Source organism: Mangrovihabitans endophyticus (assembly GCF_014646155.1).
Taxonomy (GTDB): domain Bacteria; phylum Actinomycetota; class Actinomycetes; order Mycobacteriales; family Micromonosporaceae; genus Actinoplanes; species Actinoplanes endophyticus.
This window is the reverse complement of the sequence record NZ_BMMX01000006.1, coordinates 180,817-196,800: the sequence shown is the minus strand read 5'-3', so window position 1 is coordinate 196,800 and position 15,984 is coordinate 180,817. Positions and strand designations below refer to the sequence as shown.

Annotated in this window: 14 protein-coding genes and 1 tRNA gene; 14 read left to right on the top strand and 1 reads right to left on the bottom strand. The window is 72.5% G+C overall.

The window, feature by feature from the left end; genetic code table 11:
* Positions 1-119: 119 nt before the first annotated feature.
* Positions 120-1,775 carry a copper resistance CopC/CopD family protein gene (locus tag IEY73_RS10930; protein ID WP_189079018.1) on the bottom strand — a complete coding sequence of 552 codons (1,656 nt, stop codon included), beginning with the start codon at positions 1,773-1,775 and terminating at the stop codon, positions 120-122.
* 160 nt (positions 1,776-1,935) lie between these two features.
* On the opposite strand from IEY73_RS10930, the gene IEY73_RS10925 reads away from it, so the two are divergent.
* The 14 genes from IEY73_RS10925 (at position 1,936) to hutH (ending at position 15,977) form a co-directional block, all read left to right on the top strand.
* On the top strand, positions 1,936-2,484 hold the full coding sequence (locus IEY73_RS10925; RefSeq protein WP_229715745.1) for a sigma-70 family RNA polymerase sigma factor: 549 nt from the start codon (positions 1,936-1,938) through the stop codon (positions 2,482-2,484).
* Positions 2,485-2,584: 100 nt separating this feature from the next.
* Positions 2,585-3,079, top strand: a complete 495-nt coding sequence (locus tag IEY73_RS10920; RefSeq protein ID WP_189079058.1) for a MauE/DoxX family redox-associated membrane protein — start codon at positions 2,585-2,587, stop codon at positions 3,077-3,079.
* The gene (locus tag IEY73_RS10915; RefSeq protein WP_189079016.1) at positions 3,076-3,822 is read left to right on the top strand and encodes a DsbA family protein; all 747 of its coding nucleotides are present in this window, start codon (positions 3,076-3,078) and stop codon (positions 3,820-3,822) included. Before IEY73_RS10920 ends, IEY73_RS10915 begins: the two co-directional genes overlap by 4 nt.
* Before the next feature lie 48 nt (positions 3,823-3,870).
* Complete coding sequence (gene bcp / locus IEY73_RS10910) at positions 3,871-4,344, top strand: thioredoxin-dependent thiol peroxidase (RefSeq protein WP_189079015.1); 474 nt, start codon at positions 3,871-3,873, stop codon at positions 4,342-4,344.
* Positions 4,345-4,440: 96 nt separating this feature from the next.
* Positions 4,441-6,060 (top strand): methyl-accepting chemotaxis protein, encoded by a 1,620-nt coding sequence (locus IEY73_RS10905; protein ID WP_189079014.1) that lies wholly within the window; start codon positions 4,441-4,443, stop codon positions 6,058-6,060.
* 167 nt (positions 6,061-6,227) lie between these two features.
* Positions 6,228-6,311: transfer RNA gene (locus IEY73_RS10900), tRNA-Leu, on the top strand.
* 66 nt (positions 6,312-6,377) lie between these two features.
* Positions 6,378-7,184 carry an MOSC domain-containing protein gene (locus IEY73_RS10895; protein ID WP_189079013.1) on the top strand — a complete coding sequence of 269 codons (807 nt, stop codon included), beginning with the start codon at positions 6,378-6,380 and terminating at the stop codon, positions 7,182-7,184.
* A gap of 54 nt (positions 7,185-7,238) precedes the next feature.
* Positions 7,239-8,180, top strand: coding sequence for an expansin EXLX1 family cellulose-binding protein (locus tag IEY73_RS10890; protein ID WP_189079012.1), 942 nt, complete (start codon positions 7,239-7,241; stop codon positions 8,178-8,180).
* A gap of 83 nt (positions 8,181-8,263) precedes the next feature.
* Positions 8,264-9,109, top strand: a complete 846-nt coding sequence (locus IEY73_RS10885; RefSeq protein WP_189079011.1) for a MurR/RpiR family transcriptional regulator — start codon at positions 8,264-8,266, stop codon at positions 9,107-9,109.
* Positions 9,110-9,135: 26 nt separating this feature from the next.
* A complete protein-coding gene (gene hutU, locus IEY73_RS10880; protein WP_189079010.1) occupies positions 9,136-10,770 on the top strand; it encodes a urocanate hydratase in 1,635 nt (544 codons plus the stop codon).
* A 2-nt stretch (positions 10,771-10,772) separates the two neighbouring features.
* Positions 10,773-11,966: an allantoate amidohydrolase gene (locus IEY73_RS10875; protein ID WP_189079057.1), complete on the top strand. Its 1,194-nt coding sequence runs from the start codon at positions 10,773-10,775 to the stop codon at positions 11,964-11,966.
* Complete coding sequence (locus IEY73_RS10870; protein WP_189079009.1) at positions 11,963-13,276, top strand: formimidoylglutamate deiminase; 1,314 nt, start codon at positions 11,963-11,965, stop codon at positions 13,274-13,276. The genes IEY73_RS10875 and IEY73_RS10870 overlap by 4 nt, the downstream gene beginning before the upstream one ends.
* Positions 13,273-14,445: an imidazolonepropionase gene (gene hutI, locus IEY73_RS10865; RefSeq protein ID WP_189079008.1), complete on the top strand. Its 1,173-nt coding sequence runs from the start codon at positions 13,273-13,275 to the stop codon at positions 14,443-14,445. Before IEY73_RS10870 ends, hutI begins: the two co-directional genes overlap by 4 nt.
* Complete coding sequence (gene hutH / locus IEY73_RS10860) at positions 14,442-15,977, top strand: histidine ammonia-lyase (protein ID WP_189079007.1); 1,536 nt, start codon at positions 14,442-14,444, stop codon at positions 15,975-15,977. Before hutI ends, hutH begins: the two co-directional genes overlap by 4 nt.
* The last annotated feature ends 7 nt before the right edge of the window (positions 15,978-15,984 follow it).

Below are 15,984 nucleotides of genomic sequence, written 5' to 3'. Positions count from 1 at the left end.
AATGGCGGTAAAAGGGCAAACTGCGTATAAAGCGGTGGGCAGCGACAAAGAGCCTGAACGTACGCGTGCCGCGATCATCGGTGGATAGGCCGTTCCGGCCGGCCCGCCGCGCGCTCCGGCTAGCCGATCTCGCCGGTCAGGGTGAGCGTGGACTGGTCGATGTCGCTGGTGCGGGCGGTGATGCTGAACGTCCATTCCCCGGGCGTGGGCAGCGCGACGTCGCCCACCGCGTGGTTGTCGGTGATCCGCAGCACCGGCACCGCGATCGGCTCGATCTTCTTCGCCGGCAGCGCCGCGGTGATCTTCCATTCCACGACCGGCAACGGCTTATTGTCCGGCGTGTACGCATACAGGTGGATCGAGTTGTTTCCGGTGGTGCCGGGCAGCACCTCCACCTGAAGCGACATCGTCTTGCCGGTCACCGTCCGGGAGATCGCGGTGTCCTCGGCCGCGGTCTGCGCCGCCTCGGCCGACCGTGGCGGCGGGATCTGCACCAGCACCGCCGCAACCCCGACCACCACCGCGGTCACCGCGAGTTCGGCCAGCACCGCTCGGCGCAGCCTGCCCGGCCCGCTCGCCGCGGCCCGCGACGACACCAGTTTGCGGCTGTACGCGGCCACACCGCCGACCACCACCACGAGCGCCGTCTTCAGCAGGATCAATCGCCCGTACGGACTGTCCACCAGCGCCCGCAGGGAGCCGATCTCGATGAGCGCCTGCACCACCCCCGCGAACACCAACCCGGCGACCGCAACGGTGGCCCACCGTGACCAGATCGGCAGGATGGCGCGGAGTTCCCGCTCATCGGCCCGGGGCAGAAGGAACCCGAACAGCATCACCAGCCCGCCCAGCCACACCGCCATCGCCGCCAGGTGCAGGGCGTCCAGGACCACCGAGACGCCGGGTACCGGCGACGCCGTCGGGTGTCCGGTGAGTGGCCAGGTGGCAAGCGCGGCGATGCCCAGCACGCCGAGCACCGCGGTGTCCGCTCGGCTGTCCCCTTCGGTGCCGGTGAGCAGCGGGCGCAGCAGGAACGCGGCCGCGCAGACCACGCCCAGCCGGATCAGCATCACCGCCCCGTACGTGCTGCCGAGCACGTCCTGCAGATCACCGGGGCGGACGTCGAACAGGCCGACGCCGATCGCGTAGGGGGCTTGCAGCCACAACGCCAGCAGCGAACTGCCCAGGACCAGGCCGATCCCGGTCCACACCAGGCGGGCGGGGCCGGTGCGGGACAGCCGGTGCGGCCAGAGCAGCGACAGCACCAGGACCGGTCCGATCACCAGCACCAGTCCGGCGTACCCGAGGTACTTGCCAATCGGGATCAGCGCGGCGACTAACGGGTCGACCCGGTCGGCGGCCTGATTCGCGGTGGGCGGTATCGAAGCGGCGCCCACCGAATAGGTGATGCTCCCGCCCACCGGGTGGGTGTCGGCGGATATCACCCGGTAGCTCACCAGGTAGGTGCCCCGGCCTCCGCCGGAGCGCAACCCGATGGTGACCGCGGCGCCGGACGCCGTCGGGTCGCCCGTGTCCGCGCGGCTGCCGTCCGGCGCCAGCACCTGAATCTTGCCGGTCATGAGCTGCACCGACTCGCTGAACGTCAGCGTCACCTGCTGCGGGGCGTCGGGCAGCACCGTGCCGTTGCCCGGATCGCTGCTCACCAGCACGGCGTGCGCGCTGGCCGGTGCGGCCGGGCCGGCCAGGGTGAGCGCCAGGCCCAGCAGCGCGCCCGCGAGCGCGAACACCGCGCGGCGCCGTCGGTCTCCGATCATCCGGTCATGCTGCCCGACCGGGACATCTCGGCGACACCCGGATCGCGGGATGCGCGCCGTGCCCGTACCGCCAGGAGTGTCATCGCGGAATGGTCGCCGTCGCCGGGCGGGCGGTTCCCGGCGGGGGTTTACGAATTCCTCACGCGTACCATTCGTCCCCGTGACGACGGGTGACAGAACCGCCGACCCGGCCACCGAACTCGCCCTGCGCGCGCGGACCGGCGACCCGGCGGCCCAGGCTGGTTTCGTCCGGGCGATGCAGGGCGATGTGTGGCGCTTCACCGCCGCGCTGGTCGACCCGGGCGCGGCCGACGACCTGACGCAGGAGACGTTCCTGCGGGCGTTCCGGGCCCTGCCGGCGTTCCAGGGACGGTCCACCGCCCGTACGTGGCTGTTGGGCATCGCCCGGCGTACGTGCGCCGACCATCTGCGGGCCGTGATGCGCCGCCGCAGGCTGGACGTGCGGCTGGCCGCGCAGGCGCAGACCGATCTGCCGCATCCCGATCCGGCACACCAGTTGGGCACCGCCGATCTGCTGCGCGGCCTCACCGAGGAGCGGCGTACGGCGTTCGTGCTCACCCAGATCGTCGGCTTGTCGTACGCGGAGGCCGCCGCGGTCGAGGAAGTGCCGGTCGGCACCATCCGGTCCCGCGTGGCACGCGCCCGCGACGATCTGGTGACCGCGGTGTCCCGGGCGCGCGCGAGCTGACTCGGGGCGTGCGGCGGCACCCCCGCATCCGCCGCCGCGCGCAGCGGTGCAAGATCGAAGGGAACTTCGCAGGCGTACACATCGACTAAGGGACGTGAGTATGCAGACGGCGTCGCGCGCCCGGCTTGCCGCCGCCCGGCCATGGATCCTGACGGCGGTCCGCCTCGGCCTCGCCGCGGTGTGGATCATCGCGGGTGGCCTGAAGGTGGGCGACCTCGGCGCGTCCGGCCGGGCGGTCAACGCGTACGAGCTGATGCCGTACGACGCCGCCCGCGTCGTCGGCGCCGTCCAGCCGTTCCTGGAGATCGCCCTCGGCCTGCTGTTGCTCATCGGCCTCGCGGTGCGACTCAGCGCGGGCATTTCGGCCCTACTCCTGTTGATCTTCATTGCGGGTATCGTGTCGGCATGGGCCCGCGGCCTGTCGATCGATTGTGGTTGCTTCAGCTCCGGCGGCGCGCTGGGTGAGGGGCAGACGCCGCAATATCTCTCGGAGATCGCCCGTGATGTCGGCTTCCTGATCCTGGCCGGAGCCCTGCTCTGGCAGCCCCGCACACGCTATTCGCTGGACGGAAAACTGATGGGGGACCTCGCATGAGCAAGGGCACCAAGGAACGCGCCGCCGCCAAGAGGGTGGTGCAGCAGCAGCTAGCGGCCGAGCGCCGCCGGGCGGTCACGCTGTGGACCTCGGTGGCCGTGGTCGCGGTCCTGCTGATCGCCGGTCTGATCGGCTGGGGCGTGCTGGCCGGCCAGCAGAACGACAACGCCGACAATCTCACCGTCCCGGCGGGTGCGGTGGATGACGGCACGGCGTTCCCGGTCGGCAGCGGCCCGGTCAACGTGGACGTCTACGAGGACTTCATGTGCCCGATCTGCCACGAGTTCGAGCAGCAGTCCGGCGACACGCTCAAGCAGCTCGCCGCGGATGACAAGGCGACCATCCGCTACCACCCGATCGCCATCCTGGACCGGGCGTCCAACGGCACGCAGTACTCCACCCGCGCCTCCGCCGCATCCGCCGCCGCGTTCGTCGGGGGCAAGTTCACCGAGTACCACGACGTGCTCTACGCCAATCAGCCCGAAGAGGGCAGCAACGGCCTGGACAACGCCAAGCTCATCGAGCTCGGCAAGTCGGTGGGGCTGACCGACGCCAAGTTCGCCGACGCGATCAACAACAAGACGTACTGGGCGTGGGCGACCAAGGCCACCGACACCGCGTCCGAGCGCAGCGTCAGCTCCACCCCGACGGTGATGATCAACGGCAAGAAGGTGTCCGAGGCCAACGGCGCCCCGCCCACCCCGGCCACCCTCACCACCGCCGTGGCCTCCGCCGCGGGCTGAGGCGCCACGGCCGACGCGTGCCGGGCCGGGCGGCGATAGGGTCCACTCATGACCCAGACCCGCCTGGCCCCCGGCGACGCCGCACCCGACTTCACCCTGCCGACCGACAGCGGCGACACCCTGTCGCTCAAGGATCTGCGCGGACGCAAGGTCGTGCTCTACGCGTATCCGGCCGCCATGACGCCCGGCTGCACCAAGCAGGCCTGCGACTTCCGCGACTCGCTCGCCTCGTTGCAGGCCGCCGGCTACGAGGTGGTGGGCATCTCCCCGGACACGCCGGCCAAGCTGGCCACCTTCCGCGAGCGCGACGCGATCACCTTCCCGCTGGTCAGCGACCAGGACAAGAGCGTGCTCAGCGCGTACGGCGCGTACGGGGAGAAGCAGTCGTACGGCCGGACGGTGACCGGCGTGATCCGCTCGACGTTCGTGCTGGACGCGGACGGGATCATCACGCATGCGCTGTACAACGTGAAGGCCACCGGCCACGTGGCGAAGCTGCGGCGCGACCTGCACATCGACTGACCCGGCGGGCACCGCGAAAATCGTCCGCCCCGCGCTGCGGATCCGGGTTGCGGGTGCCGATAGGTACGGTACCGACGCACCCTCCGGAGACCGCACATGTCGACAGCCGCGACGACGAACCCGCCCAGCCGCAACCCGCTGCGCAACCTGCGCGTGGCCCAGAAGCTGCTGGTCAGCTTCGGGCTGCTGACCTTTCTGCTGGTGGCGGTGGGCACCGCCGGGCTGGTCGAGGTGAGCCGGTCCGACCAGCGCCTGGACAAGATGTACGCGGCCGGCCTGCTCGCCGCCGAAGAGCTCGGCGAGCTGCGCCTGCACGTCCGGGAGGGTGCCTCCACCACCACCCAGCTCATCCTGCGCTCGCCGGTCACCGACGTGGACGCGGTGCGCACCTCGCTGCGCCGGATTGACGAGACGATCGACCAGAGCTGGGCGGCGTACACGGCAGCCTCCGACGTCGGGGCGCAGTCCGACAGGGACGCCTTCGCGCGGAGCTTGGCCGAATTTCGCCAGGCCCGCGAGGACCGGCTGGTGCCCGCCGCCGAGCGCAACGACATGACCGCGTTCCTCGGCGCCTACAACAACTTCATCGAGCCGCTCGCGTCCCGCATCACGGTGGCGCTGGACAACCTGACCGAGGCGGAGAACGCCGCCGCCAAACAGCGAATGGACACCGCGCAGCGCGAGTTCGAGGCGGCACGCCTGCTGATCGCGGTGATGGTCGGCGGCGCGCTGCTGCTGGCCGTGGTACTCGGCCTGGCCGTGAGCCGGGCCATCGCCCGGCCGTTGCGGCAGACCCACACCGTCCTGCGGGGGTTGGCCGAGGGCCGCCTCGACCAGCGGCTGACCGTGTCGAGCACGGACGAGGTGGGCCAGATGGCGGAGGCGTTGAACACCGCCATGGACCGGCTGGCCGCCGCGCTGCGCGACATCAACGGCAATGCGGAGACGCTCGCGCAGTCCTCCGGCGAGCTGAGCACGGTGGCCGGCGCGATGAACACCTCGGCCACCCGCTCGGCCGATCGTGCGCACGCCGTCTCCGAGGCATCCGAGGAGATCAGCCAGAACATCGCCACCGTCTCGGCGGGCGCCGAGGAGATCACCAGCTCCATCGCCGAGATCGCCCGCAGCACGTCCAGCGCCGCGGAGGTGGCCGGTCAGGCGGTACGCAGTTCCAGCGAGGCCAGCCAGATCCTGCAGCAGCTCGGCACGTCCTCCTCGGAGATCGTCTCGGTCATCAAAATCATCACGAACATCGCCGAGCAGACCAACCTGCTCGCCCTCAACGCCACTATCGAGGCGGCCCGCGCGGGCGACGCCGGCAAGGGCTTCGCGGTGGTCGCCGGCGAGGTGAAGGAGTTGGCCGGGGAGACCGCACGGGCGACCGAGGACATCCGCCGCCGGGTCGAGGCGATCCAGAACGACTCCTCCGCGGCGGTCGAGGCGATCACCCAGATCAGCCAGGTGATCGAACAGATCAACGACACGCAGAACGCGATCGCGGCGGCGGTCGAGGAACAGACCGCGACCACCAACGAGATGGGTCGCAACGTCAGCGAGGTGGCGACCGGCTCGAACCGCATCTCCGCCAACGTGGCGGAGGTGGCGATGGTGGCCACCGAGACCACCGGGTCGGCGGAGAACACCGCGGAGGCGGCGCACCGGTTGTCCCGGGTGGCGCAGGAGCTCCGGCAGAGCTTGGCGATGTTCCGGTACTGATTCCCCGCCCGCAGATCCACGGCGGCCGTCATGCGCTGGACCGCGTGGCGGCCGTCGTGCCATGGGCCCTCGCGCATGCGGCGGATGCCCGCACCCGCTCGGGGCGCGACACGCCCACCGGCCGTACCGTCTAGACTCATCGGCGATCGCCGAGGCGGCGATGTCCAGCGGGAGTGGCGAAATCGGCAGCCGCGCGGGTTTTAGGTGCCCGTGTCTGAAAAGACGTGGGGGTTCGAGTCCCCCCTTCCGCACCGTGCTGAGCGTCGGGCGTTCCCGCCCCGGACCGACGAGTCGCGAGGCGTGCGAGGGTGAAGCACATGCGCATCACCTCGCTGCACACGTACCCGGTCAAGGGGTGTCGCCGCCTCGACCACGACGAAGCCCGCGTGGAACCCTGGGGCCTGGCCGGCGACCGCCGGTGGATGATCATCGACGCGCACGGCGTGGGCATCACCCAGCGCGAATGCGCCGGTCTGGCCCTGCTGCGCGCCCTCCCCGTCGCGGACGGCCTGATCCTGCGGGCACCCGGTTTGCCGGAGGTGCAGGTACCGGAGCCGGGCGAGGGGCCGAAGGAGTTCGTCCGCGTGTTCCGGCGCAAGGCCGCGGTACCGGCACGGCTCGCCGACGACGCCGGGCGATGGTGCACCGACCTGGTGGGACGCCCGGCCCGGCTGGCGTGGCTCGCCGACCCTGCAGCCCGCCCGATCGAGTCCGGCGCCCGCGACGACGACCGGGTCACCCTCGCCGACGGCTATCCGCTGCTGCTGACCACCGAGGCGTCGCTGGCCGCGCTGAGCGACTGGTTGCTGGAGGCCGGCGCGGACCCGATGCCGATGACCCGGTTCCGGCCCAACATCGTGCTCGCCGGGGCTTCGCCCTGGGCCGAGGATGCCTGGGTCGGTGGCCGGTTGCGGATCGGCGCGGCCGAGTTCCGGGTGGCGCGCGCCTGCGCCCGGTGCGTGGTCACCACCATCGACCAGGAGACCGCCGCGGCGGGCCAGCAACCGCTGCGGATGCTCGGCCAACGCCGCAACCGCGACGGCGGCCTCATGTTCGGCGTCAGCCTGATCCCGGATGGCGCCGACGTCATCCGTATCGGTGACAGGGCGGCCGTCGCGGATTAGGTCTGTCTTAGGAACGTTGCCGTCGGTCCAGTCGGTCGCGCAGGATGCCTCAGCGTGACCGTACGCCCGTCCCCGCGCTGGTTCGCCACCGGCGCCGCCGCCGTCGTCCTGGCCGCCGTCGCCGCTCTCACCCTGCTGCTGCGCGACGGCGGTGCTGCCTGTGCCGCCCCGCCCTCGACCTCGTCCACGAGCGGCAAGGCGACCTTCTACGACCTCGGCGACGGGCTCGGACACTGCTCGTTCCCCAACCCGCCGGCCGACGACCTGTTCGTCGCGCTCGGCGACACGCAGTACGCCGATGCGGCCGCTTGTGGCAGTTACCTCGACGTCACCGGACCCCACGGAACCGTACGGGTGAAGGTGCTGGACTCCTGCCCGGAGTGCGCCGCCGGCCACCTGGATCTCAGCCGCACCGCCTTCCGCCGGATCGCCGACGAAGTCACCGGCATCGTGCCGATCAGCTATCGGACGGTGACCGGCGTCGCCACCTCCGGGGGGCTGAGCGCGCGCATCAAGGACGGCTCGTCGCAATACTGGTTCGCGGTCCTCATCGACAATCACGCGAACGCGCTGTCCAAGGTCGCGGTGTCCAGCGGCGGCGGACGTTACCGGTCGGCGTCCCGGAGCGACTTCAACTACTGGATCATCGACGGCGGCGCGGGGCCGGGGCCGTTCCGCATCAAGGTGACCGACGTGTACGGGCACACGGCCACCCTCCGCGACATCACCCTGTCGCCGGAGAAGACGCAGAAGACGTCGGCACGCCTGACGGGTGGAGGGTCGTCGTCCACGTCTTCGGCCAAGCGGGCAAAGCCGGCAGCCTCGGCATCACCGACGTCCCGTCCGTCCCCGTCGGCCTCGCCGTCCCCCTCGCCCGCGTCCCCGTCGGCGTCCCCGACGTCGGCGTCTACGTCCACGGCCGCGTCGGCGGGCGTGTCGGCGGGCGTCCGGCAGGGTGAGGTGCAATTGGCGGCGAAGGACGCTTCCTGCCGCTGAGCAGCACTCCAGGCACCTCTCCACGCTGCCGGCCGACCCACCCCCACTGGCCATCTGAAAGTTTCCATGCATAGGCTGCGACGGTGAATGCCGGGACTGTCAGCGCGGCCGATCGGGTGCTCGATCTGTTTCACGATGTGCGCCTCACGCCGACGCAGCGGCGCATCGCCCACAGCCTGGTGCAGCATGCCTCCTCCGCCGCCGCCCTGTCCGCCGCCGAGGTCGCCGAGCTCGCCGGCGTCAGCCAGCCGTCGGTGACCCGCTTCGCGGTCGCGCTCGGTTACACCGGCTACCCGGCGCTGCGCCGCGAACTGCGCGAGCGGGCGAGTGCCGTGCCCGCGCCCGTCCCGGCCAGCAACGAGATGCAACGGGCGATCACCGCGGAGGCGGCCCACCTGGGTGCGCTGCGCGATCAGCTCGCCGATTTGACAGTGGTGCGCCGCGCCGCGGATCTTCTGGTGGCCAGTCGTCCGTTGCCGGTGCTCGGGTTGCGAGCCGCCGCCCCGCTGGCCGGCTACTTCGGCTACTTCGCGGCGAAGGTGTTCCCCGACGTGCGTGTGCTGGACGCCGACGGCACCTCCCTGTTGGACCGGCTGGACCAGGCGCGCGCCGCCGGAGCCACCGCCCTGCTGACGATCGCGTTGCCGCGGTATCCGCGGGAGACCCTGGACGCGGTACGCGAAGCCCGCGCCGCCGGCCTGGCCGTGGTGCTGCTCACCGACTCGCCGGTCGGCCCGATCGCCGAACCGGCCGACGTGGTGCTGACCGCGCAGGTCGGCACGCAGCTCGTCTTCGACCTGCACACCGGGCCGATGGCCCTGGCCATGGTGCTGTTGCAGGCGATGTGCGACGTCTCGCCCGGGTCGGTGCAGCACCGGCTCGAAGAGTTCGAGGCCGCGGCCTCCCGCCGCCATCTGTTCGTGACCTGATCCGCCCGCTTCGTGAAGGAGTCGCCATGCCCGAGGTTCGTGCGCCGCGCGGTGCCACGCGTACCGCGAAGGGGTGGCCGCAAGAGGCCGCCAAGCGGATGCTGATGAACAACCTCGACCCGGACGTGGCCGAGCGGCCGGAGGATCTGGTCGTGTACGGCGGCACCGGCCGCGCCGCGCGGGACTGGCCGTCCTTCCACGCCATCGTGCGCGAACTGGACGAGTTGGCCGACGACGAGACGCTGCTGGTGCAGTCCGGCAAGCCGGTGGGCGTGCTGCGCACCCACGAGTGGGCGCCGCGGGTGCTGCTGGCCAACGCCAATCTGGTGGGTGACTGGGCCACCTGGCCGGAGTTCCGCCGGCTGGAACGGCTCGGGCTGACCATGTACGGGCAGATGACCGCCGGTTCGTGGATCTACATCGGCACGCAGGGCATCCTGCAGGGCACGTACGAGACATTCGCCGCGGTGGCCGCCAAGCGCTTCGGCGGCTCCCTCGCCGGAACGCTGACCCTGACCGCGGGGTGCGGCGGCATGGGCGGGGCGCAGCCGCTGGCGGTGACCATGAACGGCGGCGTGGTGATCGTGGTCGACGTGGACGCCGCGCGGTTGCGCCGCCGGGTGGACACCCGGTATCTGGACGTGGTCGCGGACGATCTGGACGATGCCGTGCGCCGGGCCGAGACGGCCCGTACGCATCGGACCGCGCTGTCGGTGGGTGTGGTGGGCAACGCCGCCGAGGTCTTCCCCGAGCTGTTGCGCCGCGGCGTGCCGGTGGACGTGGTCACCGACCAGACCAGCGCGCACGACCCGCTGTCGTACGTGCCGGCCGGGGTGGATCCGGCGGATGCGGCGGCATACGCGGCGGCCAAGCCGGAGGAATACACCGACCGCGCCCGAGCGTCCATGGCGGCGCACGTGGCGGCCATGGTCGGCTTTCTGGATGCCGGTGCCGAGGTGTTCGACTACGGCAACTCGATACGCGGCGAGGCCCGCCTCGGCGGGTACGAGCGGGCCTTCGCCTTCCCCGGCTTCGTGCCGGCCTACATCCGGCCGCTGTTCGCCGAGGGCAAGGGCCCGTTCCGGTGGGCCGCGCTGTCCGGCGATCCGGCCGACATCGCGGCCACCGACCGCGCGGTGCTCGACCTGTTCGGCGCGGACGAGCACCTGGCCCGATGGATCCGCCTTGCCGGGGAGAAGGTGGCCTTCCAGGGCCTGCCGGCCCGGATCTGCTGGCTCGGGTACGGCGAGCGGGACGCCGCCGGGGTCCGGTTCAACGACATGGTGGCCCGTGGCGAGGTGCGCGCGCCGATCGTGATCGGCCGTGATCACCTGGATTCCGGATCGGTGGCCTCGCCGTACCGGGAAACCGAGGCGATGGCCGACGGTTCCGACGCGATCGCCGACTGGCCGTTGTTGAACGCCCTGGTGAACACCGCCAGCGGGGCGAGCTGGGTGTCGTTGCACCACGGCGGCGGGGTGGGCATCGGCCGGTCGATCCATGCCGGGCAGGTGTGCGTGGCGGACGGCACCGCGCTGGCCGGGCAGAAGATCGAACGGGTGCTGACCAACGATCCGGCGACCGGGGTGCTGCGGCACGTCGACGCCGGATACACCGCGGCGGCGGCCGAGGGCCTGCGCGTGCCGATGGACCGGGCGTGACCATGGATGATTTCAGCGCCGGGGACTTCGCCGCACTGTGGGCACAGATCAACCCGATCGGCCGGGCCGCGGACGACGGCGGCGGCTATCTGCGGTACGCGTTCGGCGCCGCGGACATGGCGCTGCGCGACTGGTTCCGGGGCCAGGCCGACCGGCGGGACATGCCGGTCACCGAGGACGGCAACGGGAACCTTTTCGCCTGGTGGGGATCGCCATGGGCGGACGGGACGGTACTCACCGGCTCGCATTTCGACTCGGTGCCGCACGGCGGCGGGTACGACGGCCCGCTCGGCATCGTCAGCGGCCTGCTCGCCGTGGACGTGCTGCGCAACCGCGGCGTCACCCCGGATCGGCCGCTGGCGGTGGCAGCCTTCGCCGAGGAGGAGGGCGCCCGCTTCGGCGTGCCGTGCCTGGGGTCGCGACTGTTGACCGGCGCCCTCGACCCCGCGGACGCGGCGAAGCTCACCGACGCGGGCGGCGTCTCGGTCGCCGAGGCGCTCGGCCGCACGCCCGCCGGTGCCCGGCCGGACCTGCTCGACCGGCTGTCGGCGGTGGTGGAACTGCACGTCGAACAGGGCCGTGCGCTGGATGCGCCGGTCGGCGTGGCCAGCGCGATCTGGCCGCACGGGCGATGGCGTTTCGACTTCGCGGGCACCGGTGACCACGCCGGCACCACCCGGATGGCCGATCGGCACGATCCGATGCTCACGTACGCATACACGGTGCTCGCCGCGAACAAGGAGGCCCGGCTGTCCGGCGCGCAGGCCACCATGGGCCGGATCGTGGTGGAACCGAACGCCACCAACGCCATCCCGGCCGTGGTGCGCGGCTGGCTGGACGCGCGTGCTGCGGACGCCGCAACCCTGGACCAGCTCGTCGCCGCGGTCCGCACGCGGGCCGCCGACCGCGCCCGCCGGGACGGCACGCGGGTCGAGATGCACACCGAGTCGCGATCCGCCGAGGTGTCGTTCGACCCGGTACTGACGCGGCGGCTGTCCGCGCTGCTGGGCGACGCGCCGATCCTGCCCACCGGGGCGGGACACGACGCCGGGGTGCTGTCCACGCACGTACCGACCGCGATGCTGTTCGTGCGCAACCCGACCGGTGTGTCGCACGCCCCGGGTGAGCACGCGAGCGACGCGGACTGCGCAGCGGGCGTGGCGGCGCTCGCGCGCGTGCTGGAGGACCTGACATGAGGTTCCACGCCGAGCATGCCTGGGTGGATGGCCGGGTGGAACGCGACGTGCTCATCGGCGTCGCCGACGGCCGGTTCACCGCGGTCACTCCCGGCGAGCGCGCCCAGGATGCGCGGCGGCTGCGCGGACTGGTGCTACCCGGCCTGGCCAACGCGCACTCGCACGCCTTCCACCGGGCGCTGCGGGGCCGCACCCAGGCCACCCGTGGCAGCTTCTGGTCCTGGCGCGACCTGATGTACCGGGTGGCCGGGCGGCTCGACCCGGACGGCTACCACACCCTGGCGCGGGCGGTGTACGGCGAGATGGCCCTGGCCGGGATCACCTGCGTGGGCGAGTTCCACTATCTGCATCACGATGCGGAGGGCACCCGCTACGCCGACCCGAACGCGATGGGCCACGCCGTGATCGAGGCGGCCCGCGCCGCAGGCGTCCGGATCACCCTGCTGGACACGCTCTATCTGACCGCCGGGGTGGACGGCTCGCCCCTGGCCGGGGTGCAGCGGCGTTTCGGCGACGCAGACCTGGACGGCTGGTCGGCACGGGTGGGCCTGCTACGCGACGCTCCGGACGTGCGGATCGGGGCGGCGCTGCACTCGGTCCGTGCGGTTCCGTCGTCGTGCATGGCCGAGTTCGCGGCCCGCACCGACGGATGGCCGGTGCACGTGCACCTCTCCGAGCAGCCGGCCGAGAACGAGCAGTGCCAGGCGGTGCACGGCTGCACGCCGGCCGAGCTGCTGAACCGGCACCATGTCTGGCGGCCGACCACCACCGCCGTCCACGCCACCCACCTGACCGGCCGCGACCGGGAGCTGCTCGGCGCCCAGCACGTCTGCCTGTGCCCCACCACCGAGCGGGACCTGGCGGACGGCATCGGACCGGCCCGCGCGCTGGCCGACGCGGGCGCTCGGCTCTGCCTGGGCAGCGACGGCCACGCGACGATCGACATGTTCGCCGAGATGCGCGGGCTGGAGATGCACGAGCGGCTGCACAGCCGCGAGCGTGGCCGGTTCAGCCCGGCCGAGCTGATCACCGCCGCCACCGCTGACGGGCACGCCTCACTCGGCTGGCCGGACGCCGGCCGGATCGCCGTCGGCCAGCGCGCCGACCTGGTGGCGCTCGCCATGGACACCGCCCGGACCGCCGGTGCCCTGCCGGACCAGGCCGTGTACGCCGCGGGCGCCGCCGACGTCACGGACGTGATAGTCGGGGGGCGGCCGATCGTCACCGGCGGCCGGCACACCGCCATCGACGTGCCGCGCGCCCTGCGCGAGGCGATCCCGGCGGCGCTCTTCTCGGCGGTGCTCCGATGAGCGGCCGGGAACCGACCGTGTCGCTGCTGGTGGACCGCATCGGCGAGCTGGTCACGCAGGACGGTCCGCCGCTGCGCGACGCCGCGCTGGTGACCGAGGGCGACCGGGTCGCCTGGGTCGGTCCGGCCGGACGAGCGCCGGCCGCCGACACCCGGATCGACGCCGCCGGCGCGGCCGTGTTGCCCGGTTTCGTCGACAGCCACACCCATGTGGTGTTCGCCGGGGACCGGGCGTCCGAGTTCGCCGCCCGGATGGCCGGCCGGCCGTACACCGGGGGCGGCATCCGCACCACGGTGGCGGCCACCCGCGCGGCGAGCGACGACGAGCTGCGTGCCACCGCCCGGCGCCTGGTGGCGGAGGCGCGCCGGCAGGGCACCACCACGATCGAGATCAAGAGCGGGTACGGACTGAGCGTCCCGGACGAGGCTCGCAGCCTGCGCATCGCCCGGGAATGGACGACGGAAACCACGTTCCTGGGCGCGCATGTGGTGCCCGAGGGCGATCCGGACGACTACGTCGCCCTGGTCACCGGGCCGATGTTGGACGCCGCGGCCCCGCATGCCCGGTGGATCGACGTGTTCTGCGACAGGGGCGCCTTCGACGGCGAACAGGCGGCGGCGGTCCTTGCCGCCGGGCGCCGGGCCGGCCTGCTCCCCCGCGTGCACGCGAACCAGCTTGAGGCCGGGCCGGGCGTGCAGGTCGCGGTGCGGGCCGACGCGGCAAGCGCGGACCACTGCACGCACCTGACACCGGCCGACGTGGACGCGCTCGCCGCGTCGGACACCGTGGCCACGCTGCTTCCGGGTGCGGAGTTCGCCACCCGGTCGCCCTACCCGGACGCCCGGCGGCTGCTCGATGCCGGGGTGACCGTGGCGCTGGCCACCGACTGCAACCCGGGATCGTCCTACACCTCGTCGATGCCGTTCTGCATCGCGCTGGCCGTGCGCGAGATGCGGATGACCCCCGACGAGGCGCTGTGGGCGGCGACCGTGGGTGGCGCCCGGGCGCTGCGCCGCGACGACATCGGCCGCCTCGTCCCCGGCGCACGTGCCGACCTGCTGATCCTCGACGCACCATCCGCCCTGCATCTGGCCTACCGGCCGGGGGTGCCGCTGATCCGCACCGTGCTGAGGGATGGCGTGCCCGGAGACAAGGGAGTGCCGCAATGATCGTCACCGTGGACACCACCGGCGTCGCCGCGGGCGACGTGGTCGCCGTCGCCCGGCACGGCGCCCGGGTGGCGCTGTCCGACGCCGCCATCGAGGCGATGGCGCGCAGCCGCGCCATCGTGGACCGCATCGAGGCGTCCGGACGCCCGGTGTACGGCGTGTCGACCGGGTTCGGCGCGCTGGCCGGAACGCCCATCGCCACGCCGCGCCGCGCCGAACTGCAGCACGCGTTGATCCGTTCCCACGCGGCCGGGGTGGGCGCGCCGATGCCACCGGAAGTGGTGCGGGCGATGATGCTGCTGCGCGTACGGTCGCTGGCGCTGGGCCTGTCCGGCGTGCGCCCGGACCTGGCGCAGGCGATGGTCGCCCTGCTCAATGCGGACGTGGTGCCGTGGGTGCCGGAGCACGGTTCGCTGGGCGCCTCCGGTGACCTGGCCCCGCTGGCGCACTGCGCCCTGGTGCTGCTCGGCGAGGGCTGGGTGCTCGGCAAGGACGGCAGCCGGGTGGCCGCCGCCGATGCGCTGCGCGAGGCCGGGCTGGAGCCGCTGCGGCTGGCCGCCAAGGAGGGGCTGGCCCTGATCAACGGCACCGACGGGATGCTCGGCATGCTGCTGCTGGCCATCGCGGACGCCGGCCACCTGCTCGCCATGGCGGATGTGACCGCGGCCCTGGCCATCGAGGCGATGCTCGGCTCGGAACGACCGTTCCTACCCGAGCTGCATGCCATCCGGCCGCATCCCGGCCAGGCCGTCTCGGCAGCCAACATCCACCGGCTCCTGCAGAATTCGGCCATCATGGACTCGCACCGCGACGACCTGGCCCACGCGGTGCAGGACGCCTATTCGATGCGGTGCGCGCCGCAGGTGGCGGGTGCCGCCCGGGACACCCTCGACTTCGTGACCGCCACCGCCGAGCGGGAGCTGCGGTCGGTGGTGGACAACCCGGTGGTGCTGCCGGACGGGCGGGTCGAGTCGACCGGCAACTTCCACGGTGCCCCGCTCGGCTTCGCCGCCGACTTCCTCGCCATCGCCGCCGCCGAGGTGGGTGCGATCGCCGAACGCCGCGTGGACCGCCTGCTGGACGTGACCCGTTCCCGCCAACTGCCGCCGTTCCTGTCACCGGACGCCGGGGTGAACTCGGGGCTGATGATCGCTCAGTACACCGCGGCCGGCATCGTCGCGGAGAACCGTCGGCTGGCCGGGCCGGCCTCGGTGGACTCCCTGCCCACCAGCGGCATGCAGGAGGATCATGTGTCGATGGGCTGGGCGGCGACGCGCAAGCTGCGCACCGTGCTGGACAACCTGACGAGCCTGCTCGCGGTGGAGCTGCTGTCCGCCGTGCGCGGCCTGCAACTGCGCCGGCCGTTGACGCCCTCACCGGCGGGCCGGGCGGCGGTCATCGCGGTGGAGGAGTTCGCCGGGCAGCCCGGACCCGACCAGTTCCTCGCCCCGATCATCGACCAGGCCCGGTCGGTGGTGGCGGGGCGGGCGCTGCGCGCCCGGATCGAGGAGGCGGTCGGGGCGCTGGGCTGAACCGCCC